This is a genomic window from Chromobacterium sp. CCUG 30098, assembly GCF_059916605.1.
Genome location: NZ_JAUCGS010000006.1, coordinates 60528 through 83546, shown reverse-complemented (window position 1 = coordinate 83546; position 23019 = coordinate 60528). Strand labels below are relative to the sequence as shown.

At 63.5% G+C, this 23019-nt stretch carries 22 protein-coding genes; 9 read left to right on the top strand and 13 right to left on the bottom strand.

Annotation, left to right across the window (positions count from 1 at the left end; translation table 11 throughout):
- The 6 genes from bioC to bioB form a co-directional block, all read right to left on the bottom strand.
- A complete protein-coding gene (gene bioC, locus QUG03_RS14760) occupies positions 1-903 on the bottom strand; it encodes a malonyl-ACP O-methyltransferase BioC (RefSeq protein WP_107797792.1) in 903 nt (300 codons plus the stop codon).
- The gene (gene bioH / locus QUG03_RS14755; protein WP_107797791.1) at positions 900-1664 is read right to left on the bottom strand and encodes a pimeloyl-ACP methyl ester esterase BioH; all 765 of its coding nucleotides are present in this window, start codon (positions 1662-1664) and stop codon (positions 900-902) included. Before bioH ends, bioC begins: the two co-directional genes overlap by 4 nt.
- 24 nt (positions 1665-1688) lie before the next feature.
- Positions 1689-2318, bottom strand: a complete 630-nt coding sequence (locus QUG03_RS14750; RefSeq protein ID WP_107797790.1) for a class I SAM-dependent methyltransferase — start codon at positions 2316-2318, stop codon at positions 1689-1691.
- Positions 2308-5157 (bottom strand): bifunctional diguanylate cyclase/phosphodiesterase, encoded by a 2850-nt coding sequence (locus QUG03_RS14745; RefSeq protein WP_500820318.1) that lies wholly within the window; start codon positions 5155-5157, stop codon positions 2308-2310. The genes QUG03_RS14750 and QUG03_RS14745 overlap by 11 nt, the downstream gene beginning before the upstream one ends.
- 72 nt (positions 5158-5229) lie before the next feature.
- Positions 5230-6384 carry an 8-amino-7-oxononanoate synthase gene (gene bioF / locus QUG03_RS14740; protein ID WP_500820317.1) on the bottom strand — a complete coding sequence of 385 codons (1155 nt, stop codon included), beginning with the start codon at positions 6382-6384 and terminating at the stop codon, positions 5230-5232.
- A gap of 116 nt (positions 6385-6500) precedes the next feature.
- Positions 6501-7484 carry a biotin synthase BioB gene (bioB, locus tag QUG03_RS14735; RefSeq protein WP_107797787.1) on the bottom strand — a complete coding sequence of 328 codons (984 nt, stop codon included), beginning with the start codon at positions 7482-7484 and terminating at the stop codon, positions 6501-6503.
- Between the two features lie 144 nt (positions 7485-7628).
- On the opposite strand from bioB, the gene QUG03_RS14730 reads away from it, so the two are divergent.
- The 3 genes from QUG03_RS14730 to QUG03_RS14720 all read left to right on the top strand — a co-directional run bounded on the left by QUG03_RS14730 (position 7629) and on the right by QUG03_RS14720 (position 9849).
- Positions 7629-8339, top strand: a complete 711-nt coding sequence (locus QUG03_RS14730; protein WP_500820316.1) for a ComFC family protein — start codon at positions 7629-7631, stop codon at positions 8337-8339.
- A 40-nt stretch (positions 8340-8379) separates the two neighbouring features.
- Complete coding sequence (locus QUG03_RS14725) at positions 8380-8844, top strand: tRNA (cytidine(34)-2'-O)-methyltransferase (protein WP_081555202.1); 465 nt, start codon at positions 8380-8382, stop codon at positions 8842-8844.
- A gap of 132 nt (positions 8845-8976) precedes the next feature.
- Entirely contained in the window at positions 8977-9849 is an 873-nt protein-coding gene (locus tag QUG03_RS14720) for a septal ring lytic transglycosylase RlpA family protein (protein ID WP_107797786.1), read from the top strand.
- Between the two features lie 314 nt (positions 9850-10163).
- On the opposite strand, the gene yihA is transcribed toward QUG03_RS14720, so the two are convergent.
- The gene (gene yihA, locus QUG03_RS14715) at positions 10164-10796 is read right to left on the bottom strand and encodes a ribosome biogenesis GTP-binding protein YihA/YsxC (protein WP_107797785.1); all 633 of its coding nucleotides are present in this window, start codon (positions 10794-10796) and stop codon (positions 10164-10166) included.
- Between the two features lie 91 nt (positions 10797-10887).
- Between yihA and QUG03_RS14710 the strand changes: the two genes are divergently transcribed.
- The 6 genes from QUG03_RS14710 (at position 10888) to QUG03_RS14685 (ending at position 17316) form a co-directional block, all read left to right on the top strand.
- The gene (locus tag QUG03_RS14710; protein WP_107797784.1) at positions 10888-11505 is read left to right on the top strand and encodes a c-type cytochrome; all 618 of its coding nucleotides are present in this window, start codon (positions 10888-10890) and stop codon (positions 11503-11505) included.
- Positions 11506-11672: 167 nt separating this feature from the next.
- The gene (locus QUG03_RS14705; RefSeq protein ID WP_500820315.1) at positions 11673-13691 is read left to right on the top strand and encodes a cytochrome c biogenesis protein ResB; all 2019 of its coding nucleotides are present in this window, start codon (positions 11673-11675) and stop codon (positions 13689-13691) included.
- On the top strand, positions 13691-14836 hold the full coding sequence (gene ccsB, locus QUG03_RS14700) for a c-type cytochrome biogenesis protein CcsB (protein WP_107801571.1): 1146 nt from the start codon (positions 13691-13693) through the stop codon (positions 14834-14836). The genes QUG03_RS14705 and ccsB overlap by 1 nt, the downstream gene beginning before the upstream one ends.
- A gap of 136 nt (positions 14837-14972) precedes the next feature.
- Positions 14973-16553: a TerC family protein gene (locus QUG03_RS14695; protein ID WP_227106442.1), complete on the top strand. Its 1581-nt coding sequence runs from the start codon at positions 14973-14975 to the stop codon at positions 16551-16553.
- Positions 16540-16899, top strand: a complete 360-nt coding sequence (locus QUG03_RS14690; protein WP_500820314.1) for a GIY-YIG nuclease family protein — start codon at positions 16540-16542, stop codon at positions 16897-16899. The genes QUG03_RS14695 and QUG03_RS14690 overlap by 14 nt, the downstream gene beginning before the upstream one ends.
- 75 nt (positions 16900-16974) lie before the next feature.
- Positions 16975-17316 carry a hypothetical protein gene (locus QUG03_RS14685; RefSeq protein ID WP_199225780.1) on the top strand — a complete coding sequence of 114 codons (342 nt, stop codon included), beginning with the start codon at positions 16975-16977 and terminating at the stop codon, positions 17314-17316.
- Between the two features lie 203 nt (positions 17317-17519).
- Here QUG03_RS14685 and QUG03_RS14680 read toward each other — a convergent pair whose 3' ends face one another.
- The 6 genes from QUG03_RS14680 to QUG03_RS14655 all read right to left on the bottom strand — a co-directional run bounded on the left by QUG03_RS14680 (position 17520) and on the right by QUG03_RS14655 (position 23018).
- Positions 17520-18254: an amino acid ABC transporter ATP-binding protein gene (locus QUG03_RS14680; RefSeq protein ID WP_107797780.1), complete on the bottom strand. Its 735-nt coding sequence runs from the start codon at positions 18252-18254 to the stop codon at positions 17520-17522.
- Between the two features lie 5 nt (positions 18255-18259).
- The gene (locus QUG03_RS14675; RefSeq protein WP_107797779.1) at positions 18260-18934 is read right to left on the bottom strand and encodes an amino acid ABC transporter permease; all 675 of its coding nucleotides are present in this window, start codon (positions 18932-18934) and stop codon (positions 18260-18262) included.
- Complete coding sequence (locus QUG03_RS14670) at positions 18931-19671, bottom strand: amino acid ABC transporter permease (protein WP_227106438.1); 741 nt, start codon at positions 19669-19671, stop codon at positions 18931-18933. The genes QUG03_RS14675 and QUG03_RS14670 overlap by 4 nt, the downstream gene beginning before the upstream one ends.
- A gap of 162 nt (positions 19672-19833) precedes the next feature.
- Positions 19834-20739 carry a glutamate/aspartate ABC transporter substrate-binding protein gene (locus QUG03_RS14665; RefSeq protein ID WP_019102383.1) on the bottom strand — a complete coding sequence of 302 codons (906 nt, stop codon included), beginning with the start codon at positions 20737-20739 and terminating at the stop codon, positions 19834-19836.
- A gap of 126 nt (positions 20740-20865) precedes the next feature.
- Positions 20866-21663: a 16S rRNA (adenine(1518)-N(6)/adenine(1519)-N(6))-dimethyltransferase RsmA gene (rsmA, locus tag QUG03_RS14660; RefSeq protein ID WP_107797776.1), complete on the bottom strand. Its 798-nt coding sequence runs from the start codon at positions 21661-21663 to the stop codon at positions 20866-20868.
- A gap of 176 nt (positions 21664-21839) precedes the next feature.
- Positions 21840-23018, bottom strand: a complete 1179-nt coding sequence (locus QUG03_RS14655; protein ID WP_500820313.1) for a multidrug effflux MFS transporter — start codon at positions 23016-23018, stop codon at positions 21840-21842.
- Position 23019: the final 1 nt, after the last annotated feature.

Sequence of the window (23019 nt, the reverse complement as noted above, 5' to 3'; positions counted from 1 at the left end):
TTAGTCCGGCCGCTTCTTGACGAACTCGATCACCTGGCGGCCGTCCTCGCTGAATTTGGCCAGCTTCTTGTCGCCGCCCTTCCAAGCGTGGCCGTACACCACCTCGTAGGTGGCGGGCAGCTTGCCGTCGCGACGCAGGCTCTCGTAGGCCGCCTCCACCCGCTGCCAGGCGTGCTTGCCCATCAGGCCGCGGCCGCGGCCGCTGGTGGCGTTGTGCGCGCCTATGGCCTTCAGATCCGCCATCACCTCGCGGGCGCGGCCGTAGGTCAGCACAATTTTCTCCATGTCCATCACCGGCTCGGCGAAACCGGCCCGCATCAGCGCGTCGCCCAGATCATGCATGTCGATGAACTGGTTGACGTGGGTGGCGCGGTCCACGCCGGCGAAAGCGCCGCGCAGCTCATGCAGGGTGTCCGGGCCCAGGGTGGAAAACATCAGCATGCCTTCGGGCTTCAACACGCGGCGGAATTCGGCGAACACGCTGTCCGGCACATTGACCCACTGGATGGTGAGGCTGGACCAGATCATGTCCACGCTGGCGTCGGCCAGCGGCAGGCGCTCGACGTCGGCCACCACCTGCCACGGCAGGCTGGGGCGGAACAGTTTCTTCAACAGGCCGTCGCCGCTTTGCTGCTTGGCGCGCGAGGCTTGCAGCATCGCCTGCGCCAGATCCAGCTCCACCACGCGCGCGTCCGGGTAGCGGGCGCGCAGCTGGGCCGAGCCGTAGCCGGTGCCGGCGCCGGCGTCCAGCACCACTTGCGGCTGAAACTTGATGTAGTCCAGCCGCTCGGACATCCGGTCGGAGACTTCGCGCTGCAAGACCGCGGCGGAGTCGTAACTGGCGGCGGCCTTTTCGAACGAGGCGCGCACTCGCGCCTTGTCGGTGTAAAACGCTTCAGTCATGCATGGGCTTCCAAATGCTGGGCAAGCGCGGCGACGAATTCGGCTTCGTGCGACAGAAACGGCGCGTGCGACGCTTGCGGAAATTCATAAAGCCGGGCGTCGCCCAGCGCGTCGGCCAGCCAACGGCCGGCGCCTATCGGGGTGATGGCGTCGCGAGCGCCGTAGAACAGGCCCGCCGGGCAGTGAATGCGTCCGGCCAGCGCGCGCGCGTCCGCCGTCAGCAGCAGTTCCAGCGCCGGCAACAGGCCTTGCGGCCTGCCGTGGGCGAACAAGTCCGCTCGCAAGGCCTTCAGGGTGTCGCGCGCCGACGGCGCGCCCATCATCTGCAAGGCGAGAAAACGCTCCAGCGTCTGTTCGAAGGCGCCGTCCAGGCTGGCGGCCACCGCTTCGATGGACTTGCGCTCCTGCGCGTGCGGCCAGCTGTCGTCGCGCACGAAGCGCGGGCTGGTCGCCACCAAGGCCAGGCTCTTGATCTTGTCCGGATGGCGAGCGGCCCAGTGCTGGGCGATCAAACCGCCCAGCGACCAGCCCACCAATTGCAGCGGCAATGGAAAGGCCTGGTCCAGCAGATCGGCCACCGCGTCGGCGTCGAAGGAGGCCAGCGGGGCGGAAGCGCCGTGACCGGGAAGGTCGACCAGATGCACGCAATGACTGGCGGCCAAGCGCGCCGCCACGCGGCTGAACACGCCGCCATGCAGGCCCCAGCCGTGCAACAGGACCACGTCCGGGCCTTGGCCCAGCGTTTCAACAAACAGACTCATGGACGACCAGATGGGGTGAAACCTTCATTTTCGCAAGATCGCGATGCGAAAGAAACCACCTAGTCCGGCATCTTCGTCATGAACCTTGCTCAAACGACAAGCCGCCAGGATATCTTCCAGCCGGCGGTTGATATCGGTGGCGATCGCCCGCGACAGCAGATTGCCGGCGCTGCGCAATAAGGACGGCCGCCGGCCGTCGGGCAGGAATTTGTCGAACACCGCCGCCCGGCCGCCGGGCTTGAGCACGCGCTCCACTTCGCGGATGCAGGCTTGCGGGTCCGGCACCACCGCCAGCGCCAGATGCAAGACCACCGCGTCGAAGCTGGCGTCGGGAAAATCCAGCGCCTGCGCGTCCATCACCCTGGCGTCCACCGCCATGCCCAGCGCCGCGGCGTGGGCGCTCAGCCGCTCCAGCATGCCGTCCGAGATGTCGATGGCGGCCACATGGCGGCAACGCACCATGAAATCCAGATCCAGGCCGGTGCCGGCCGCCACCAGCAGGATGCGCTCCTCCGGCTGCGGGTTGAGCAGGGCGATGGAGCGGCGCCGGCGCGCGGCGAAGGCCTGCGCCACCCGGTCGTAGACCGGCGCGTACAGGTTGTAGCGCCAGCGGTTGAACGCCAGCGGCCAACGCCGCCATCCGCTAGCGCTCACTCAGGAACTCCTGCCGGAAGCGGGCCAGCCGCTCCCAGTCCACGCCCTCCGCCGGCGCCGGGGCGGCGAAGTAGAAACCCTGCAGCTTGCCGCAGCCCATTTTTTTGAGCATGGCCAGTTGGGCGGCGGTTTCCACGCCCTCGGCCACCACCTCCAGATCCAGCGCCTTGGCCAACGCCAGGATGGCGCGCACAATGGCCGCCGACTCCTGGGTGCGGTCAAGATCGAAGACGAAGGACTGGTCTATCTTCAGCACGTCGAAACGATAGCGGTGCAGATAGGACAGCGCCGAATAGCCGGTGCCGAAGTCGTCCAGCGCCAGCCTCACGCCCAGTTCATGCAGCGCGTGCATCACGGTGGCGGCGATTTCCGGCTGATCGATCAGCGCGCTCTCGGTGATTTCCAGGTGCAACGTCGCCGGCGGCAGCCGGTAATGCCGGATGCGCTCTCCTATCCAGGCCGCCAGTTCCGGATCGTGGAAATGGGCCGAGGACAGATTGATGTGCAAGGCCACCTCCGGCCCCACCCGGCCCTGAACGCGCCACGCGCTCAATTGGGCGCAGGCCGCGTTCAGCATATAGCGGTCCAGCCGGGTGATCAGCCCGCTTTCCTCGGCGATGGGTAAAAACAGGCCGGGCGAAATCAGGCCGCGCTGCGGGTGCTGCCAGCGGGCCAAGGCCTCGAAGCCCACCAGCTCGCCGCTGTCGCCGTCGATGAAGGGCTGGAAATACGGCTGCAGCTGCCCCTCCTCCTCCAGCGCGCGCCGCAGTTCGCTCTCCATCGCCAGCTGGTCCGCCTGATTGATGCGCAACTCGTGGTTGAACAGGGTATAGCCCTGCCGCCCTTGCTGTTTGGTACAATACATCGCGTGGTCGGCGTCGCGCAGCAGATCGTCGGCCTTGTGGTAATGCTCATGGTCCGCCAGCACCACGCCGACGCTGGCGGTGGAGAACACCTCCCGCCCCGCCAGGATCACCGGCCGTTCGAACTCGCTGACGATACGCTGGGCGATGCGCTCGCAGTCGCCGCCGCCGTCCATGCCGAACATCAGCACCGCGAATTCGTCGCCGCCCAGCCGCGCCAGGAAATCGTAATGACGCAGGCAGGAGCGGATGCGCGCGCCGGCCTCGAACAAGAGGTGGTCGCCGGCCAGATGGCCCAGGGTGTCGTTGACCAGCTTGAAGCGGTCCAGATCGATGAACAGCACCGCGAAGCGTTCGCCGCCGCCATTCGCGTACGCCTCCCAGGCCCGGCGCAAAGCCTTGGAAAAATAGCTGCGGTTGGGCAGCTTGGTCAGCGGATCGTGCAGGCTGTCGAACTCCAGCTGGGCGTTGACCGCGTCCAGCTCGCTGGTGCGCTCGCGCACCCGCTGCTCCAGTTCCACGTAAGCGGTTTGCAGGCTCTCCAGCGCCTTGACCCGGGTCAGCGCCGCGCCGATGTGGTTGGCGACGAACTCCAGCACTTCTTGGTCTCGGAAGTTGTAGACCACGTCGTCTTCATAGCTTTGCACCGCCAGCACGCCCAGAAGATCGGTGCCGCAATACAGGGGCACGCCCAGCCAGCTCTTGGGCCGGGGCAGTTCTTCGTCGGCGTCCGGCTGGCGGTTCTGTTGCGAATAGGGGTCGATCAACAAGGGCCGGCCGCTGTGCAGCACCTGTTCGACGAAACCCTTGCCCGGCCGATGCGGCTTGAGCGGCGGCGCGTATTCGTCTGCGCAATAGGGGAAGCTGATGCAATCCTCGGTCTGGTCGTACAAGGCCACCAGGCAATTGCGCGCCGGCACCATCTCGGCCAGCAAGCGGTGCAGGCCGCCGAGAAAGGCCTCCAGCGACAAGCTGGTATTGGACAGTTCCGCGATCCGGAACAAGGCGCCCTGGAAACGCTCGGCGCGCTTGCGCTCGGCCACCTCGGCGCGCAGCCTCGCGTTGGCGCCCTCCAGCTCGCTGGTGCGCAGCCAGACCTGACGCTCCAGCTGGCTGCGGTGCAAGACCCGCTCCAGCACGAAGCCGACATGGCGGGCGGCGAACAGGAACAACTGCTGCTCGGCCGAGGTCAGCGGCGTTTGATCCTCGTACAGCTGCAGCACCACCGCGCCGATGACATGGCCGCCGGCATTGGCCAGCGGCGCGCCCATCCAGCTGGCCGGCAACAGCCCTTGCCGGCTCAGGCCCTCCTGCTGGCACACTTCCAACAGGCGCTCCCGGCTCAACACCACCGGCTTGCCGCCGCGAATCAACCAGGCGGTCAGGGACTGGGCGTGGCCGCTCAGCGGGAAAATGGCGTCGCTGGCGGGCGGCGCGGGATCGCGCTGGTCGATGTAGAAGGGAAAGTGAATGACCTGGGCTTCATCGTCGTACAGGGCGATGTAGAAGTTGCTGGCGTCCATCAGCCGCATCATCTGCCGGTGCAGGCCGGGCAATACCTGATCGATGGTGCCACACTCTTCGGCCAGCTGAGAAATATCGAACAAGGCCTCGTTGGCCTCGCGCGAGGCCACCTGCTCCGCGCCCAGCCGCGCGCACAGCAGATGGGCGCACAGCAAGGCGGCGGATGGATTCAACGCCGGACCGGCGTCGCCGCGCCACACCAGCCAACCCAGCACTTGCTCGCCGGCGCGCAAAGGCATCGCCTCGCAGCCGGCATCCAGCCTGTCCCCGCTCGCCAGCGCTTCCGCGCCGGGCAAGGCGTCGGCGTCGCCCAGCGCGGCCAAAAGCTGCCAAGCCGCCCCCAGCTGCCGCCAGACCGCGGCAACGCGCACCCCTCCCTGCTCTTGCAGCAGAGACAGCGCCATAGCGGCGGCCTGCTCTGGCGTCGCCAGATATTCAGCCATGCTCTTCATGTGATTATCGTAGTATGAGTTAGCTGGAAAATCCGGCCATGCCGGCGCGCCCCTCCCCATGGGCGCGTCGGCTCAGGACGCCGCGGCGTGCTGAATACAGGACAGCAGGCGCTGCAAGTGTTCCGGCTGGTGCATGGCCGACAAGGACAGACGCAAGCGCGCCGTCCCTGCGGCCACCGTGGGCGGGCGGATCGCCGGCACCCACAAACCCTGGTCGCGCAGACGGGCGGCCAAGGCCAACGCCTGTTCATCGCCGCCTATGATAAGTGGCTGAATCGGCGTTCGGGAAGCCCCTGCGGAGTATTTGGACTCGGATAGTCCGGATTTGATGATTGCTATCGATTCGCGCAAGCGCGCGCGCCGCTCGTCGGCCTCGGCAATCAGGCACAGGCTGGCCAAGATCGCACAGGCCAGCGCCGGCGGCTGGGAAGTGGTGTAGATATAGCTGCGGGCCGCATTGATCAGCCATTCCACCAGATCAGCGCCGCCGGCGATGAAGGCGCCGGCCACGCCGGCGGCTTTGCCCAGGGTCGCCATGTAAATCAGGCGCGGGCTGGACAGGCCGTGCTCGGCCAGCGCGCCGCGGCCCTCGCCCAGCACGCCGAAACCATGGGCGTCGTCCACGTACAGCCAGGCCTCGTAACGCTCGGCCAGCGCCAAGAGCGCGGGCAGCGGCGCTTCGTCGCCGTCCATGCTGTACACCGACTCCACCGCGATCAGCTTGGTTTTGGCGTCGGACTCGGCCAGCAAGCGCTCCAGCTGCGTCAAATCGTTGTGATGGAAGCGTTTGAACTCGGCGCGGCTCAGCCTACAGGCGTCGTTCAGCGAGGCGTGGTTCAGCCGGTCGGCGAACACCGCGTCGCCGCGATCCAGCAAGCTGCTGACAATCGCCAGATTGGCCGCGTAGCCGGAGCCGAACAATAATGCCGCCGGCTGGCCGACGAATTCCGCCAGCGCCTCCTCGGCTTCTTGCTGCACGCTGAAGTGGCCGGCCAGCAGATGCGATGAACCGCCGCCCACTCCCCAACGCTCGAGGCCCTGCTGCGCGGCGCGCACCAGGGCCGGGTGATCGGCCAGCCCGAGGTAATCGTTGCTGGCGAAAGAAACATAGGAACGTCCGTCCACCACCACTTCAACCCCCTGCGGGCTGTCGACGACCGCGCGTTGGCGGCGGCGGTGGGTGGCGGAAAGATCCATCAGGGCGGCAGGCAGGTCTTGAAGGCGCATATCGGCTCGAAATATCCCGTGTAAAGGGCTTGGCGGAAACCGGCCTCGCCGTCCGCCCAAGCTATTCCTTATATATACATTTTTTACATCGCCCGCGAATCCGCCGCCCAAACCGCTCAAAGCGGCGTCAGATCAAGCTTTTCCAGCAAGAGCCGGTCGGCGTCCACCTCGGGGTTGCCGGTGGTCAACAGCTTGTCCCCGTAGAAGATGGAATTGGCCCCGGCCAGGAAGCACAAAGCCTGCGTGGACTCATCCATTTCACGGCGTCCGGCGGACAATCGCACATAGGTTTTGGGCATCACGATGCGGGCCACCGCGATGGTGCGCACAAACTCGGTCCAGTCCAGCGGCGCGGCGCCTTCCAGCGGCGTGCCCTCCACCTTGACCAGCTTGTTGATAGGCACCGATTCCGGTTGCGGCTCAAGATTCGCTAGCTGTGCAATCAGACCTGCGCGATCGTTGCGGGTTTCATTCATGCCAACAATACCACCGCAGCACACCGACAGACCGGCGCTGCGTACTTTTCCCAAAGTGTCGAGACGGTCTTCGTAGTCGCGCGTGGCAATGATATCGGAATATTTGTCCGGCGAGGTGTCCAGATTGTGATTGTAATAATCCAGGCCCGCCGCCTTCAGTTTTTCCGCCTGGCCTCCCTTCAGCAAACCGAAAGTGGCGCAGGTTTCCAGGCCCAAGGCTTTGACTTCCTTGACCATTTCCAAAGTTTTCTCCAAGTCCGCGTCCTTGGGGCCGCGCCAGGCCGCGCCCATGCAAAAGCGGCTGGCGCCGTTGGCCTTGGCCGCGCGCGCGGCGCTCAAAACTTCATCAACCGTCAGCATCGGCTGATTGGGCACCGGGGTGTCGTGATGCGCCGATTGCGGACAGTAGCCGCAGTCCTCCGGACAGCCGCCGGTCTTGATGGAAATCAGCGTGGACAGCTGCACTTTGGCGGGGTCGAAAAACTGACGATGAATCTCGGCCGCGCGAAACACCAGCTCCATGAAGGGCAGCGCCAGCAGAGTTTCGATTTCCGCCACAGTCCAGCTGGGAGACTCCGGGTGCGGGGTGGCGGAAGGCTTGAATTCGATAGCGGAAGAATGCATGGTCTATCCTGGCTGTGGTCGCTGTCCGGCGATGGAAGACCTTGATCAGGCAAGGATAATTCCGGCTTGCGCCGTCAGGACCGTCAGAGTGCCACGCCCGGCCGGGCGTGGGGCGAATCAGCGCATCTTGCTGGGGAGGGCGCCATGCTGTCAAACCTGACAAGCCTCATAATTGACAATTGCACAATATTTAATCAACCCTGCTGGCTCTGCGGGGATTGGCGGGCAAGCCGGGGTTTCTGCGCCGACTGCCGCCGCCGGCTGCCGGCGCTGCCGTCCGCGCAATGCGCGCGCTGCGCCGAACCCCTGCCGGTTTCCGGCCTGTGCGGCCAATGCCAACGCCGCCCGCCCGCCTTCGACGCGCTGTACGCGCCCTACTGCTTCGACTACCCGCTCGCCGCGCTGATCCACGCCTTCAAATACGGAAAACAGCTGCAGATGGGCGCGGCGCTTAGCGGCCTGCTCGCCGATTTCGCCCGTCCGCGCCGCCAAGACTATCACCTTGTCATTCCCGTTCCACTGGCAAAAGAACGACTTGCCGAGCGCGGTTTCAATCAAAGTCATGAGTTGGCAAAAGCATTCGCTGCTACAATGGCGAGCCGTTTGAGCGCCGAGGTTTGTTGGCGAAAATACAACACTCCGTCCCAGGCCTCGCTCGGGCGCGCCGAACGCCGGAAAAACCTCCGCCATGCTTTCGGCGTAAATTGCCGCTGTGACGGGCTTTCCATCGCCATTGTCGATGACGTCGCCACCAGCGGCGCCACCCTGTCGGCGCTGGCCGAAATTTTGAAAAAACAGGGGGCAAAACGGGTCGATGGCTGGGTGCTCGCCAGGGCCTTTTCTCCTAAAACTTGACCAAGATTTTGATTCTTTGGAACAATCCAGGCTGCCAACGATGTTCACTGTAATTCTTTTTCAGCCGGAAATACCGCCCAACACGGGCAATGTGATTCGTTTATGTGCCAACACCGGCTGTGAACTGCATCTGGTCAAACCCATGGGCTTCCCTTTGGAGGACGCCAAGCTGCGACGCGCGGGACTCGATTACCACGAGTACGCTCGCGTAGTGGTTCATGAGGATTGGGCGGCTTGTCAAGAGACTTTGCGCGGACGGCGTATTTTCGCCGCCACCACCAAGGGCTCCGAGCGCCATGACCGGATATCCTATCAACCTGGGGACGTTTTTTTGTTCGGTCCCGAATCCCGCGGTCTGCCGCCTGAAGTGCTGGAGTCTTTGCCTCCGCAGCAGAGGATTCGTTTGCCGATGCGTCCAGAATCAAGAAGTCTCAATCTTTCGAACGCGGTCGCGGTGACGGTGTTCGAGGCTTGGCGACAGCTCGATTTCGCAGGGGGAAGCTGAAGCGGTTCGCAGATCGGCCCAACAAGGGACTCTGGAAAGCCTGGACTTGGCGCTTGCAAGCAAGCGCGAAGCGCCGACGTTGAAACGGCGCGCCAAGGTTTTGCAGTGGTTCCGACAGCATAAGGGAGATCTATGCAATCAGTACTCCGATGGCTGTGGCTTGTGTTCGTCAGTCTCGTACTCGTGGCCTGTTCCACCGTGAAGACGGCCAGCGCCACCAACCAGTCGGCGTCCTCGTCGACCGGCAACAAGAAAACCGTTGCCAAGAATGGAGCTTATTTCCAGAACGATGGTCCCGCGGACCATATCCCGGTCAACCTGAACCTGGTGCCGGACGCCGTGCCGCAGGAAGAGCCGCTGATCAAGTCGGCCAATCTGCCCTACACGGCGCTGGGGATGAGCTTCCGTCCCGACACGCGCGAAAAGCCCTATCAAGCCACGGGCCGCGCCTCCTGGTACGGCAAGCAGTTCCACGGCCGCAAGACGTCCTCCGGCGAGAAATACGATATGTTCGCCATGACCGCCGCCCATCCTACGCTGCCGATCCCGAGCTACGCCCGGGTCACCAATCTGAACAACGGCAAATCCGTGGTGGTGCGCGTCAATGACCGCGGCCCCTTCCACAAGAGCCGCCTGATGGACCTGTCCTACGCGGCGGCCTACCGCCTGGGCTTCATCAAGCAAGGCAGCGCCAAGATCGCCATCGAACGCGTATGGCCGGACGCCGGCGGCGAGAACATCGCCAGCACCCGTCCCGTCAACACCGCGCGACGCGTAGAAGACACGCCCAAGTATCTGCAACTGGGCAGCTTCTCCAAACTGTCCAACGCCGAGGCGATGGTGCAGAAAATGCTGGGCGAGATGGACGACAAGTACGAGTCCAAGCTTGGCATCGTGAATCAGGAAGGCGTCTACAAAGTGCGCCTGGGGCCTTTCCGCTCCAGCGACGCGGTGCGCAACGCCGCCGAGAACCTGCACGTAGAGACCGTAGTCACCAGCTTGTAAGAACCAACGATCTGCTGCGCGTCGGCGATACGGCGTTGAAACCGACTGCGAAATGCTCATGTACCCAATGTACATTCCGCTTTCTCAGCCGTTTTCGCCTTGTCTCGCTCTAGCTCGCGAGATCGTAAACAGGCTCTACAAGCGCTCGGTCAAAAACAAAGGCGAAGGAGAGATCTCCTTCGCCTTTTTCGTTTCCGCCGCCGATAAAAAACCCCGGCAAGCTGCTGCCGGGGTAAGCCTGATCAATCCAGGCCCCGCTCAGGGAGGCAAGCGGGAGGTGTTGGCCACCTGCTTGTTTAGGTGCGGGCCTGTTCCTAAAGTTCCGGCGGCGCGGCCTCGTCCGCGGCCGGCTGTCCCATGTACTGCTCGAACCAGCCGTTCACCACCCGCTCCACGTCCTCTACCCCGCTTTTCTTCAGGCTGGAGAACATCTGCACGCTGACGTCCGGATAGTCTTTCAGCTCGCTCTTGACCAGGGCCAGCACCTTGGATTGCTCCTGGCGCGACAGTTTGTCGGCTTTGGACAACAGGATATGCACCGGTCGCCGGTTCACCCGGAAGAACTCCAGCATCTTGCGGTCCAGCTCTTTCAAAGGATGGCGCGCGTCCATGATCAACAGCAGACCGATCAGGCTCTGGCGCGACTGCAGATAGCGTCCCAGCAGTTCCACCCAGTGCGCGCGAACCGCTTCAGGCACCTCGGCATAGCCATAGCCGGGCAAATCGACTAGAAAACATTCGTTACCCAGCTCAAAAAAATTGATGTGCTGGGTGCGGCCCGGCGTCTTGGACACCCGCGCCAGGCGGCCGTGATTGGCCAATGTGTTGATGGCGCTGGACTTGCCGGCATTGGAGCGCCCCACGAAAGCGACCTCCGCTCGGGTAGGCGGCAAGTCCTTCATGTGGTTGACGGTGGTATAAAATCGGGCGTTTTGAAAAGTCGACATAGTAGTAAGGGTGAAATCAGTTGGTATAGAATAGCAGGTTTGAAATTGCCACTTTTACAGATATTTAGGGATAGCCCCTAAAGGAGCGACCATGAAACGTATGATGCTGTTGGCGATGGCGGCTGCAACCCTGGCCGGAAACGCGTTGGCGGCTGCGCCGGTAGCCGTCAAGGCGGACCCGGTGAAGGCCAAACAGATCGTAGAAACGGTTTGCGCGGCTTGCCACGGCACTGACGGCAACAGCGTAGCCGCGGCCAACCCCACGCTGGCGGGTCAGAACGCGCACTATCTGTACACCCAGTTGAAGGCGTTCAAGGCCGGCGTGCGCAAGGACCCGACCATGCTGGGCATGGCCTCCATGTTGTCCGAGGACGATATGCGCAATGTCGCCGCCTACTACAGCGAGCAGAAGCCGAAGGACCGCGAAGCCTCCGACAAGGCGCAAATGCCGCTGGGCGCCAAGATTTACCGCGTCGGCAACGCCGGCACTCAGGTTCCCGCCTGTATGTCCTGCCACGGTCCCGCCGGCAAGGGCCTGCCCGACCAGTATCCGCGTCTGGGCAGCCAGCACGCCGGCTACATCGTCAAGCAACTGAACGAATTCAAGGGCGGCGCGAACCGCAAGAACGGCCCGATGCAGGACATCGCCAATCGCATGAGCGACGCCGAAATGAAAGCGGTGGCCGAATACATTTCCGGCTTGCGCTAAGCGTTGAGCAGCCCGGCCGCACCGGCCGAGCCTGACGGCCCCTCAGGGGCCGCCCCTGCGGGGGCTCCGCCGCCCGCGCTCCGGGGCGCGCCGGCAACTTTGCCCGGCACGCCGGCTCAAAAGGGAAGACCCGTCCACGGGCTTTCCTTTTTGCACTTTACGCCACTATGAAAAAAACTAGCCGCAACAGCCTGGCTCACGCCTGGTATGAGTTGCTCAGTTCGATGCGATTCGCCATCGGCCTGCTGACCATCTTGGCCATCGCCTCGGTGATCGGGACGGTTCTGAAACAGAACGAACCCTATCCCAACTACGCTTTCGAGTTCGGGCAATTCTGGTTTCAAGCGTTTGAATGGCTAGGCTTGTACGACGTCTACCATTCGGCGTGGTTCCTCACCATCCTCACCTTCCTGGTGCTGTCCACCAGCTTGTGCATTCTGCGCAACGGTCCCGGCTTCATCAAGGACATGCGCGCCTACCGCGAAAAAGCCTCCGACAACTCCCTGGCGGCGATGAAGCACAGCGTCAGCTTCCAGGCCGAAGGCTTCGACGCCGACGCCGCGCGCGCCTATTTGCAGGCGCAAGGCTTCCGCCTCAAGGAGCAGCCTCGCGCCGACGGCGGCCTGGTTCTGGCGGCCAAGAAGGGCGCGGCCGGCAAGCTCGGTTATTTCTTCGCCCACATCGCGCTGGTGGTGATCTGCATCGGCGGCCTGCTGGACGGCAACCTGCCGCTGAAAATCGGCGAGCTCACCGGCCGCGTGGTGCCGGAGACCCGCGACGTGCCGCAAAACCAGATTCCGGCGGCCAGCCGGCTGGGCTCGAACAATCTGTCCTTCCGCGGCAACGTCACCATCGCGGAGAACAAGAGCGCCGACGTCACCTTCCTCAACGCCGGCAACGGCTATCTGGTGCAGGAACTGCCCTTCATCATCACCCTGAAGAAGTTCCACGTCGATTACTACAGCAACGGCATGCCCAAGCTGTTCGCCAGCGACATCGTGGTCACCGACAAGGCCAGCGGCAAAACCACCGAGGCCACGGTCAAGGTCAACCACCCGCTGATCGTCAACGGCATCGCCATCTACCAGTCCAGCTTCGGCGACGGCGCGTCCCCGCTCAAGTTCAAGGCCTGGAATCTGGCCGCGCCGCAAGCGCGTCCGACCGAGATTCCGGCGGTGTCGATGTCCAGCCAGCCGCTGAAAGCCAACGGCAAGGACTACACGCTGGAAGTGGGCGAGCTGCGCGTCTTCAATATCGAAAACATCGGCAAGCCGCAGGAAGGCCAGCGCACGCTGTCGCAGCGCATGCACGACGCGCGCGAGGTCAAACAGGACAAGCAGCTGAAAAACCAGGGCCCGTCGATCAGCTTCAAGCTGCGCGACGCCCAGGGCCAGGCGGTGGAGTTCATGCATTATATGGCGCCCATCCAGCAGGACGGCGCCAGCTATATGATGGCCGGCGTGCGCAAGACCGTGGCCGAACCGTTCCAGTACGTGCGCATCCCCTTGGACGAGGAGATGAGCGTGGAGCGCTTCATGCGCCTGCGCGCCGCCTTGCTGGACCCGGCGCGTTACGATGAGATCGCCCGCCGCGCCGCGCACAAGGCGCTGAAAGGCGACGCCATCAGCCCGGCGATGCAGCAGCAGTTCACCGACAGCGTCAAATGGGTGCTGGCGCGCTTTGGCGACAGCGGCTTCGTCGGCCTGGAGAAATTCCTGGACGACCGCGTGCCGCAGGACAAGCGCCAGGCGGTGGCGCAAACCTATATCAAGATCCTGCAAGGCGCGGTGGTGGACGTGATGTCGGTGGCCGACGAAAAAGCCGGCCTGCCGCCGATGAAGCTGGACAGCGAGCATTACCGCTTCTTACTGGACAGCCTGGTGGCGGCCAGCTCGCTGCACGACTACGGCGCGCCGGTCTTCCTGCAGCTGGAAGGCTTCGAGCAGGTGCAGGCCTCCGGACTGCAACTGACCCGCTCGCCCGGCAAGACCTTGGTCTATCTGGGCTCGGTGCTGCTGGTTTTCGGCATCATCCTGATGTTCTATGTGCGCGAGCTGCGCCTGTGGGTGCGCGTCAACGGTTCCAAAGTACGGGTCGCGATGACGTCAAACCGGCATAATCGCGATCTGGACGGCGACTTTGCGCGCCATACTCAACTTATCAAACAGCTGGTACGAGGTGCATGATGGAACTGGCCCACGCTTCTTTCTCGCGGCAGCCGCTACTGAAACGGCTGACCCCGGCCGACTGGCTCTACGCGCTGCTGGTGCTGGCCGCCGCCGGCTACAGCTACGCGCTGTACAACCATTACATGGACGGCTACGAACAGGCCATCCTGGCCGGCTCCGCGCTGGGACTGATCGGCCTGGGCTGGTTCTGGAAAGCCTGGCGCTGGTTCTTCCCGCTGGCCGGCTGTATCTCGCTGCTGGCGATCCAGGTGTATCAGCACGAGCTGGCGCGCGGCCAGACCGCCTTCCTGCTCAAATACATGCTGTCCAGCCAATCCTCCATCATGTGGATGTGCACGCTGTTCTTCCTGGCCGCCTTCTCGTATTGGGCCGGCTTGCTGACCCGCTCCGACACGCTGAACCGCATGGGCAGCGGCCTGACCTGGGCCGCGTCGGTCATGGGTCTCGCCGGCCTGTTCACCCGCTGGTACGAAAGCTATCTGATCAGCCCGGACATCGGCCACATCCCGGTCTCCAACCTCTACGAAGTCTTCGTGCTGTTCACGCTGATCACCGCGCTGATGTATCTGTACTACGAGGCCAAGTACGCGGCGCGCCAGATGGGCGCCTTCGTGCTGCTGGTGATCTGCGCCTCGGTCGGCTTCATCCTGTGGTACACCTTCGACCGCCAGGCCCATGAGATCCAGCCGCTGATCCCGGCGCTGCAATCCTGGTGGATGAAGATACACGTGCCGGCCAACTTCGTCGGCTACGGCGCCTTCGCCATCGCAGCCATGCTCGGCATCGCCGAACTGCTGGCGCTGAAGGGCTGGCTCAAGGACAAGCTGCCGCCGGCCGAAGTGCTGGACGAGGTGATGTACAAGGCCATCGCCGTCGGCTTCCTGTTCTTCACCATCGCCACCATTCTGGGCGCGATGTGGGCCGCCGACGCCTGGGGCGGTTACTGGAGCTGGGACCCGAAGGAAACCTGGGCCTTGATCGTGTGGCTGAACTACGCCGCCTGGCTGCATATCCGCCTGGTCAAGGGCTGGCGCGGCGCGCCGCTGGCATGGTGGGCGGTGGTGGGCTTGTTCGTCACCAGCTTCGCCTTCCTCGGCGTCAATATGTTCCTGGCCGGCCTGCATTCCTACGGCGGCTTGTAAACCGCCTCCCGAGCCACCCCGCCTCGGCGGGGTTTTTTCTTGCCGCCGCGGCCGGGCGCAATGGATTTTTGTTAATCGCGCCCCGACTGTGCTATTTTTACCCCGTTTTTATCTATAAGGAATCTTCGTTTTCATCATGGACGTTTCGTGGCTGTCTGACCCTTCCGCCTGGCTTGGCCTCCTCACGCTGATCATCCTGGAGGTGGTGCTGGGCGTTGACAACCTGATCTTCGTCGCCATCCTGGCGGAAAAGCTCCCCCCGCACCAACGCGACCGCGCCCGCATCACCGGCCTGTCGCTCGCCCTGATTATGCGTCTCGTGCTGCTGGCCAGCATCTCCTGGCTGGTGACGCTGACCTCGCCGCTGTTCCACGTGCTCAGCCAGCCCTTCTCCGGGCGCGATCTCATCATGCTGGGCGGCGGTGTATTCCTGTTGTTCAAAGCCACCACGGAACTGCACGAACGCCTGGAAGGCGTGGATGAAGTGAAGAGCAACGGCCAGAAGGCTTACGCCGCCTTCGGCACCGTCGTCGCCCAGATTCTGGTGCTGGACGCGGTATTCTCCATCGACTCGGTAGTCACCGCCATCGGCATGGCCGAACACCTGCCGGTGATGATGCTGGCCGTCATCGTCGCCATGCTGATGATGATCGCCGCCAGCAAACCGCTGACCGCCTTCGTCAACGCCCACCCCACCGTGGTGATGCTGTGTCTGGGCTTCCTGCTGATGATCGGCTTCAGCCTGGTGGCGGAAGGCTTCGGCTTCCATATTCCCAAGGGCTATCTGTACGCGGCCATCGGCTTCTCGGTGCTGATTGAAGCCTTCAACCAGGTGTCGCAGGCCAATCGCATCCGCTACCTGAACCGCAACCAGTCCTTGCGTGAACGCACCGCCAACGCGGTGCTCAGCCTGATGGGCAGCAAGCTGACCAGCCCCAGCGCCGACGAAGGCAAGGTGGAGGACAGCAAGGACGCCGAGCCGCAGGAAGCTTTCGCCCAAAACGAACGCGCGATGATACACAGCGTGCTGACCCTGGCCGAGCGGCCGATCCGCGTGATCGCCACGCCGCGCGCCGACGTGCACCGCCTGGACCTGAGCCAGAGCCAGGACGCGCAGCGCAAAGTGCTGCGCGACAGTCCTTACTCGCGGCTGGTGGTGATCAAGGACGGCAGCATCGACGAGCCTCAAGGCATCGTCGCGCGCAAGGACTTGCTGACCCAGTTGCTGGATGGCGGCGAAATGAATATCGACGCCGCGCTGCGCCAGCCGCTGGTGCTGCCGGAAACCGTCACCGTGCTCAAGGCGCTGGAGAGCTTCCGCCAGCACTCGGCGGACATGGCCTTCGTGGTCAACGAGTTCGGCAGCCTGGAAGGCATCGTCACCCAGAAGGACTTGATGGAGGCGATCGCCGGCGAGTTTCCGGAGGAACACGAGCGTCACGAACTGCCGGCCATCGTGCCGCAGGCCGACGGCAGCTTCGACGTGGAAGGCAGCCTGGAACTGGTGACGCTGGAGCAGCACATCGTGCTGGGCGACTTCGAAGACGAAGACTTCCACACCGTGGCCGGCCTGCTGATGGACTGCCTGGAGCGCATTCCGCGCGAAGGCGATGAAATCACCGTCGGCGAATGGAAGCTGCGCGTCACCGTGCAAAAGGGCAACCGCACCGAACGGGTGCTGATCAGCCCGCTGGCCAATCTGGATGCCAGCATCTAAATCCGCCGACGCGCGGGACACGCAGGGCCGGGCTTCCCCCCGGCCCTGGTTTTTATATGTGCTGCGCTGCCGCGACGGCGCGCTCTACACTGGCGTCACCACCGATGTGGCGCGCCGCTACGCCCAGCACGCCGCCGGCAAGGGCGCGCGCTACACCCGGCTCAACCCGCCGCAGGCGCTGGCCCTGGTGCTGGTCTGCGCAGGCCGCTCCGAGGCGCTGAAGGCCGAATACGCGTTCAAGCGGCTGGACCGCGCCGCCAAACTGGATTTTCTGAACCGCCATGCGCCCGTGGACGGAGATTTCTTAGTTTTCATGTCTAAGCCCGCCGCGGGCAACACAGATTAAACAGCCTTAACAAACACTTGCCCTGCCCCCTTCTAGGATGACATCTGGCAATCATTGCCATCCCAGGAGATCAAGATGAAAACGAACGCTCGCCCCCTGCTGCTGACCGGCCTGCTCGCCGCCAGCCTATTGCTCGCCGCCCAGGCCCGGGCCGAATCCGAATGGCAGAAGGAGCATCCGCGCCGCGAGGAAGTCAATCAGCGCCTGCATCATCAGGACCGCCGCATTCACCGCGAACTGAAGGAAGGCAAGATCAGCCGCGACGAAGCGCGCAAGCTGCACGGCGAAGACCGCGACATCCGCCAGCAGGAGCAGGACATGGCCAAGCTCGATCACGGCCACATCACCAAGCAGGAGCAAAAAACGCTGAATCAGGAGGAGAACCAGGTCAGCCAACAGATCAAGAACGGCAACTGATCGCGCCGTCCAAACGAAAAGCCCGCCAAACGGCGGGCTTTTACTTTGACCAGAACCTGGCTTAGAACCTGTTTACGATCTGCTGCGCGTCGGCGATACGGCGTTGAAACCAAGCTCAAAATGCTCATGTACCCGTGTACATTCCGCTTTTTCTCTCGTTTTCGCCTTGTCTCGCCTTAGCTCGCGAGATCGTGAATAGGTTCTTAGTGCTGCAAGATCTTGGACAGGAAGTGACGGGCGCGCTCGGAACGGCCGTCCAGATTGCCGAAGAACTCGTCCTTGTCGCAATCCTCCACGATATGGCCCTGGTCCATGAAGATCACGCGATTGGCCACGCGGCGGGCAAAGCCCATCTCGTGAGTCACGCACATCATGGTCATGCCCTCGTGCGCCAGTTCGGTCATCACGTCCAGCACCTCGTTGATCATCTCCGGGTCCAGCGCGCTGGTGGGCTCGTCGAACAGCATCGCGATCGGATCCATCGCCAGCGCGCGCGCAATCGCCACCCGCTGCTGCTGGCCGCCGGACAGCTGGCTGGGAAACTTGTCGGCATGCGCCTTCAGCCCCACCCGGTCCAGCAATTTCAAGCCCTTGTCGCGCGCCTCGTCCTGGCTGCGGCCCAGCACCTTGACCTGGGCGATGGCCAGATTCTCGGTAATGGACAGATGCGGGAACAGTTCGAAGTGCTGGAACACCATGCCCACGCGGCTGCGCAGCTTGGGCAGATCGGTCTTGGGCGCCCCCACCGAAATGCCGTCGACGATGATCTCGCCCTTCTGGAACGGCTCCAGCGCGTTCACGCACTTGATCAGGGTGGATTTGCCGGAGCCGGACGGCCCGCACACCACCACCACCTCGCCCTTGGCGACCTGGGTGGTGCAATCGGTCAGGACCTGGAACTGGCCATACCATTTGCTGACTTGCTTCAGGGAAATCATTGCGCTCATACAGCCAACCTCTTTTGCATACGCTTCACCAGCCGCGAAGCGCCGAAACTGATCACGAAATAGACTGCGCCGGCAAACAGCAGGAACTCATGCGGCAAGCCGACGACGTCGCCCTTGGAGCGGGCGGTGTTGAGAAAATCCATCAAGCCGACAGCGTACACCAGCGAAGTGTCCTGGAACAGGATGATGGACTGTTGCAGCAAGAGCGGCGTCATCTTGCGAAAGGCCTGCGGCAGGATCACCAGACGCATCACCTGGCCGTAATTCATGCCCAGCGCGTAGGCGGCGCCGGCCTGACCCTTGGGAATGGCCTGGATGCCGGCGCGGACGATCTCGGAGAAATACGCCGCCTCGAACATCACGAAGGCCACCAGGCAGGAAGTGAACGCCCCCACCGGCTCGAAATTGCCGGTGATCCAGTTCAGCAACAGCGGCACCACCAGGTAGAACCAGGAGATCACCAGCAATAGCGGAATCGAACGGAAGTAATTGACGTAGAACTTGGCCAACGGCGCCAGCACCCGGTTGTCGGACAGCCTGGCCAGCGCCAGCAGAGTGCCCAGCACCACGCCGCCCACCACCGCCATCACCAGCAGCTTCAGCGTCAGCTGCATGCCCTGCCACAGTCCCGGCAAGGCCGGGCCGATCTGGCTGAAATCGAAATCCATCATTTGCCCCCCATCATGCCGGGAATGCGCACCCGCTGTTCAATCCAGGCCATCAGCGTCATCAGGCTCATATTGAGCACAAAATAGATGATGGTGGCCAAGGTAAAGGCCTCGAAGATGTTGGCGGAGAACTCCGCGGTCTGCTTGGTCTGCGCCAGCAGTTCCATCAGGCCGATCAGCGAGGCCACCGAGGAGTTCTTGAAAATATTCAGAAACTCGCTGGTCAGCGGCGGAATGATGATGCGGAAAGCCTGCGGCAGCAACACGTGGCGATAGGTTTGCGCCAGGGAGAAACCCATGGCCAACGAAGCGTTGCGCTGCCCCAGCGGCAAAGCTTCGATGCCGGTGCGCACCTGTTCGCACACCCGCGCCGCGGTGAACAGGCCCAGACACACCACCACCGACAAGAAGGCGGATGTGGCCGGCGCCAGGTCCTGCTTGAACCAGGTCTGCGCGCCCTCGGGCAGCAGGTCCGGGATCAGGAAGTACCAGACGAATAATTGCACCAGCAAGGGCACATTGCGGAACAACTCGACATAGGCGGCGGCGATGCCGGCCACCCAGCGATTCGGCACCGTGCGCATCACGCCCAGCACCGAGCCCAAGGCCAGGGCGATCGCCCAGCCGGCCAGCGCCACGGCGATGGTCCAGCCCAGGCCGGTGACGAACCAGTTCAGATAGATCTCGCTACCCACCCCGGTGGACTTGAAAAACACCATCCAGTCCCAGTGGTAATTCATGCTTCACTCCCACAACGCCAGCCCACCGGGCGCGCTCATGCGCAGGCGGGCCGCGGCCGGCGCAAACGCCCGGCCACACACAAAGAAAGCGGGTACGGCCGCGCGCCCCGGGCTCCGCGCCAGACAGCGGGGAGGACGGGGCGGCGGCGCGCCAACCGCGACTTACATCTGCTCGGCAGACTTGTCGGTCGGCTTGGCGATCAGCTCCTTGAATTCATCGGACATCGGGAAGTTCAGGTTCAGGCCCTTGGGCGGCACCGGGCTGGTGAACCACTTGGCGTAGATCTTGTTGACCTCGCCGGACTTGAAGGTGTTGCTCAGCGCGGCGTCCACCACCTTCTTGAAGGCGGGGTCTTCCTTGCGCATCATGCAGCCGTAGATCTCATAGGACTGGGCCTTACCGGTCACCACCCAGTTGGCCGGGCTCTTGGCCTTGGCCATCTCGCCGTAGAGCAGCGCGTCGTCCATCATGAACGCCGCGGCGCGGCCGGACTCCAGCATCAGGAAGGATTCGCCGTGATCCTTGGCCGAGATGATGTTCATGCCCAGCTTCTTGTCGGCGTTCATCGCCTTGATCAGGCGCTCGGAGGTGGTGCCGGCGGTGGTCACCACGTTCTTGCCCTTCAGATCCGGAAAGTCCTTGATGCCCGAGGTCTTGGCGGTCAGCAAACGGGTGCCGATCTCGAAGATGCCCACCGAGAACGCCACTTGCTTCTGACGCTCCACGTTATTGGTGGTGGAGCCGCACTCCAGGTCCACGGTGCCGTTCTGCACCAGCGGGATGCGGGTCTGCGAGGTCACCAGATTGTACTTGACCTGCAGGTTCGGCATTTTCAGCTCTTTTTTCACCTGCTCGACCACTTTATTGGCCAAGTCCACCGAGTAGCCCACCGGCTTCTGGTTGTTGTCGTAGTAGGAAAACGGAATGGACGCGTCGCGGTTGCCCAGGACGATCACGCCGGAATCCTTGATCTTCTTCAGGGTGCCGGTCAGTTCGGCTGCCATGGCCGGAGCGGCGCAGAAGGCGCCCAGAGTGGCGGCACAGATCAGGGTGGAGCGAATACGCATGAAGTTTCTCCTTTTTCACTTCCTGTGATAGACAGCCCCCGCCGACAAGGACGGGGACGGACGACTCTTTGTAGTGCGGCGGGCGCTGAACGCCCGCTCGTATTTTTTTACGTTGCCAAAGCCCCGTTACTGACGTTTGGCCTTGTGGCCTTTCGCGCTCAGATAATTGGCCAGGCGGACGTAATCCTCCACCGGCAGATTCTCCGGCCGCAATCCGGGGTCCATTTCCAGCGCGGCGAAACCCTCCGCGTCCAGCAGGCCCTTCAGGTTGTTCTTCAGCGTCTTGCGCCGCTGCGAGAACGCCGTGGTCACCACCTGCTCCAGCAGAAGCTCGTCGCTGGCCACGCCGCAGCGGCCCGGCGCCGGAATCATCCGCACCACGGCGGAATCCACCTTCGGCGGCGGCCAGAACGCTTCCGGCGGCACGTGCAGGATATTCTCCATTTCAAAACGGTACTGCAACATCACCGTCAGCCGGCCGTAATCGGCGGTGGACGGCTCCGCCACCATGCGTTCAATCACCTCCTTTTGCAACATGAAATGCATGTCGGTGACTTTCTGGCCGTAAGTGGCCAGATGGAACAGCAAGGGCGTGGAAATATTGTAGGGCAGATTGCCGACGATCTTCAGCTTGCCCTCCGCCACGGAGGCAAAGTCGAAGGCCAGCGCGTCGCCGGCGTGGATGCTCAGGCGCTCGGCCGGAAACTCCTTTTGCAGGCGGCTGATGATGTCGCGGTCGATCTCCACCACGTGCAAGTGCTTGAGCGCCGCCAGCAGCGGCTTGGTGATCGCGCCCAGGCCGGGACCGATTTCGATGACGACGTCGTCCGGCTGCGGGTTCACCGCATGCACGATGTTGGCGATGACGCTGGCGTCTTGCAGGAAATTCTGGCCGAAACGCTTGCGCGGAATATGTTTGTTCATGAAATCTGCTAATCAGTGCAAAGAACGGAGAAGCGCCGGGTGATTTGCCGCCGCGCCTCATTGTCGAAGTCAACTCTCAAATTTGGGCCAATTGTCTGCCGATTGTAGGCTGCCCGACAAGAGCTAAAGCCGGACCCGCGCCACAAATCTCACAATACATGCCAAACGCTTGAAAATCAGTGAGGATTTTCCCGAATCGCCGCCGCGGGCCGGGTCAGCCAGCGGCACAGGCCGGCCAGCAGCAGGACCGTCGCGCCCAGCGCCCATTCGCCCGGCAAGGGCAGCGCCGCGAGCCCCGCCGACACGCCGGCGGCGAACAGCATCTGACCGCAGCCCAGCAAGGCGGCGGCGCGGCCGGCGCCCTGGGAAAACGGCGCCATGGCCATGCCGCTGGCCGGCCCCAGCGTCCAGGCGAAGCCCACGCTCAGCACGCCGATCGGCAACATATAATGCCAAGCGCCCGGCTGGCCGGACAGCGCCAGCAGCAATACGCCGGCCAGCAACATGATGTTGAGGCCGTAACGCAACATCGCCTTCTGGCCGAAGCGGCCGATCAGCTTCAGACCCAGGAAGCTGGCCGCCATCACCAAGAGAGCGTTGCCGCCGAACAGCAGGCCGAAGGGGGTGCTGTCCACCCCGCCGCGCTCGATCAGCACCGCCGGCGCCAGCGTCACATAGCTGACGATCAAGGCCAGCGCCGCGCAGCAGCAAGCGCCGTAACGGCGCAGCGCCGGCGTCGCCAGCACCTGGCGCATGCCCATCGCCGGGCCGGCGGCGCTGGAAGCCGCGGGCCGGGTTTCCGGCATTTTCCAGGCCAGCCACGCCGCCGCCAGCACCGCGCTGCCGGCCAGCGCCAGAAAGCAGGACTGCCAGCCCCAGCGCGCGGTCAGCCAGCCGCCCAGCAAGGGCGCCATCGCCGGTACCACGTTCAGCGCGGCGTTGAGCAGGCTGTAGCGCTGGGCCGCCGCATTGCCGGAGAAACAATCGCGCACCAGGGTGAACGCGCACACCGAGCTGGCGCTGGCGCCCAGGCCTTGCAGCGCGCGCAGACCCAGGAAACCGCCCAGGCTGTCGCTGCGGCTGGCCAAATAGGCCGCCGCCGCATACAGCAGCAGGCCGCCCAGGGCCACCGGCTTGCGGCCGATCCGGTCCGCCAGCGGGCCGAACAGCAACTGCCCCAGCCCCAGGCTGAAGATGAACACGCTGAGGCTGATCGCGACGTCGGCCTGGAAATGCCGCTGCATCGCCGGCATCGCCGACAGGTAAAGATCGATGCCCAAGGGATTGAACAGGATCAACAGAATGGCCGCCAAAGTGGCGGCGCGGGCAAACGGGGAAACGCTGGACTTGGGCATC

What these genes read in the sequence shown, in the direction of transcription:
- QUG03_RS14685 (WP_199225780.1), top strand. Translation starts at nt 16,975, where the DNA reads ATGAAAACGAACGCTCGCCCCCTGCTGCTGACCGGCCTGCTCGCCGCC.
- QUG03_RS14725 (WP_081555202.1), top strand. Translation starts at nt 8,380, where the DNA reads ATGTTCACTGTAATTCTTTTTCAGCCGGAAATACCGCCCAACACGGGC.
- bioH (WP_107797791.1), bottom strand. Translation starts at nt 1,664, where the DNA reads ATGAGTCTGTTTGTTGAAACGCTGGGCCAAGGCCCGGACGTGGTCCTG.
- QUG03_RS14705 (WP_500820315.1), top strand. Translation starts at nt 11,673, where the DNA reads ATGAAAAAAACTAGCCGCAACAGCCTGGCTCACGCCTGGTATGAGTTG.
- QUG03_RS14665 (WP_019102383.1), bottom strand. Translation starts at nt 20,739, where the DNA reads ATGCGTATTCGCTCCACCCTGATCTGTGCCGCCACTCTGGGCGCCTTC.
- QUG03_RS14675 (WP_107797779.1), bottom strand. Translation starts at nt 18,934, where the DNA reads ATGATGGATTTCGATTTCAGCCAGATCGGCCCGGCCTTGCCGGGACTG.
- QUG03_RS14680 (WP_107797780.1), bottom strand. Translation starts at nt 18,254, where the DNA reads ATGATTTCCCTGAAGCAAGTCAGCAAATGGTATGGCCAGTTCCAGGTC.
- QUG03_RS14695 (WP_227106442.1), top strand. Translation starts at nt 14,973, where the DNA reads ATGGACGTTTCGTGGCTGTCTGACCCTTCCGCCTGGCTTGGCCTCCTC.
- QUG03_RS14670 (WP_227106438.1), bottom strand. Translation starts at nt 19,671, where the DNA reads ATGAATTACCACTGGGACTGGATGGTGTTTTTCAAGTCCACCGGGGTG.
- bioB (WP_107797787.1), bottom strand. Translation starts at nt 7,484, where the DNA reads ATGCATTCTTCCGCTATCGAATTCAAGCCTTCCGCCACCCCGCACCCG.
- ccsB (WP_107801571.1), top strand. Translation starts at nt 13,691, where the DNA reads ATGGAACTGGCCCACGCTTCTTTCTCGCGGCAGCCGCTACTGAAACGG.
- bioC (WP_107797792.1), bottom strand. Translation starts at nt 903, where the DNA reads ATGACTGAAGCGTTTTACACCGACAAGGCGCGAGTGCGCGCCTCGTTC.
- QUG03_RS14690 (WP_500820314.1), top strand. Translation starts at nt 16,540, where the DNA reads ATGCCAGCATCTAAATCCGCCGACGCGCGGGACACGCAGGGCCGGGCT.
- QUG03_RS14745 (WP_500820318.1), bottom strand. Translation starts at nt 5,157, where the DNA reads ATGAAGAGCATGGCTGAATATCTGGCGACGCCAGAGCAGGCCGCCGCT.
- bioF (WP_500820317.1), bottom strand. Translation starts at nt 6,384, where the DNA reads ATGCGCCTTCAAGACCTGCCTGCCGCCCTGATGGATCTTTCCGCCACC.
- QUG03_RS14730 (WP_500820316.1), top strand. Translation starts at nt 7,629, where the DNA reads ATGCTGTCAAACCTGACAAGCCTCATAATTGACAATTGCACAATATTT.
- QUG03_RS14655 (WP_500820313.1), bottom strand. Translation starts at nt 23,018, where the DNA reads ATGCCCAAGTCCAGCGTTTCCCCGTTTGCCCGCGCCGCCACTTTGGCG.
- yihA (WP_107797785.1), bottom strand. Translation starts at nt 10,796, where the DNA reads ATGTCGACTTTTCAAAACGCCCGATTTTATACCACCGTCAACCACATG.
- rsmA (WP_107797776.1), bottom strand. Translation starts at nt 21,663, where the DNA reads ATGAACAAACATATTCCGCGCAAGCGTTTCGGCCAGAATTTCCTGCAA.
- QUG03_RS14710 (WP_107797784.1), top strand. Translation starts at nt 10,888, where the DNA reads ATGAAACGTATGATGCTGTTGGCGATGGCGGCTGCAACCCTGGCCGGA.
- QUG03_RS14720 (WP_107797786.1), top strand. Translation starts at nt 8,977, where the DNA reads ATGCAATCAGTACTCCGATGGCTGTGGCTTGTGTTCGTCAGTCTCGTA.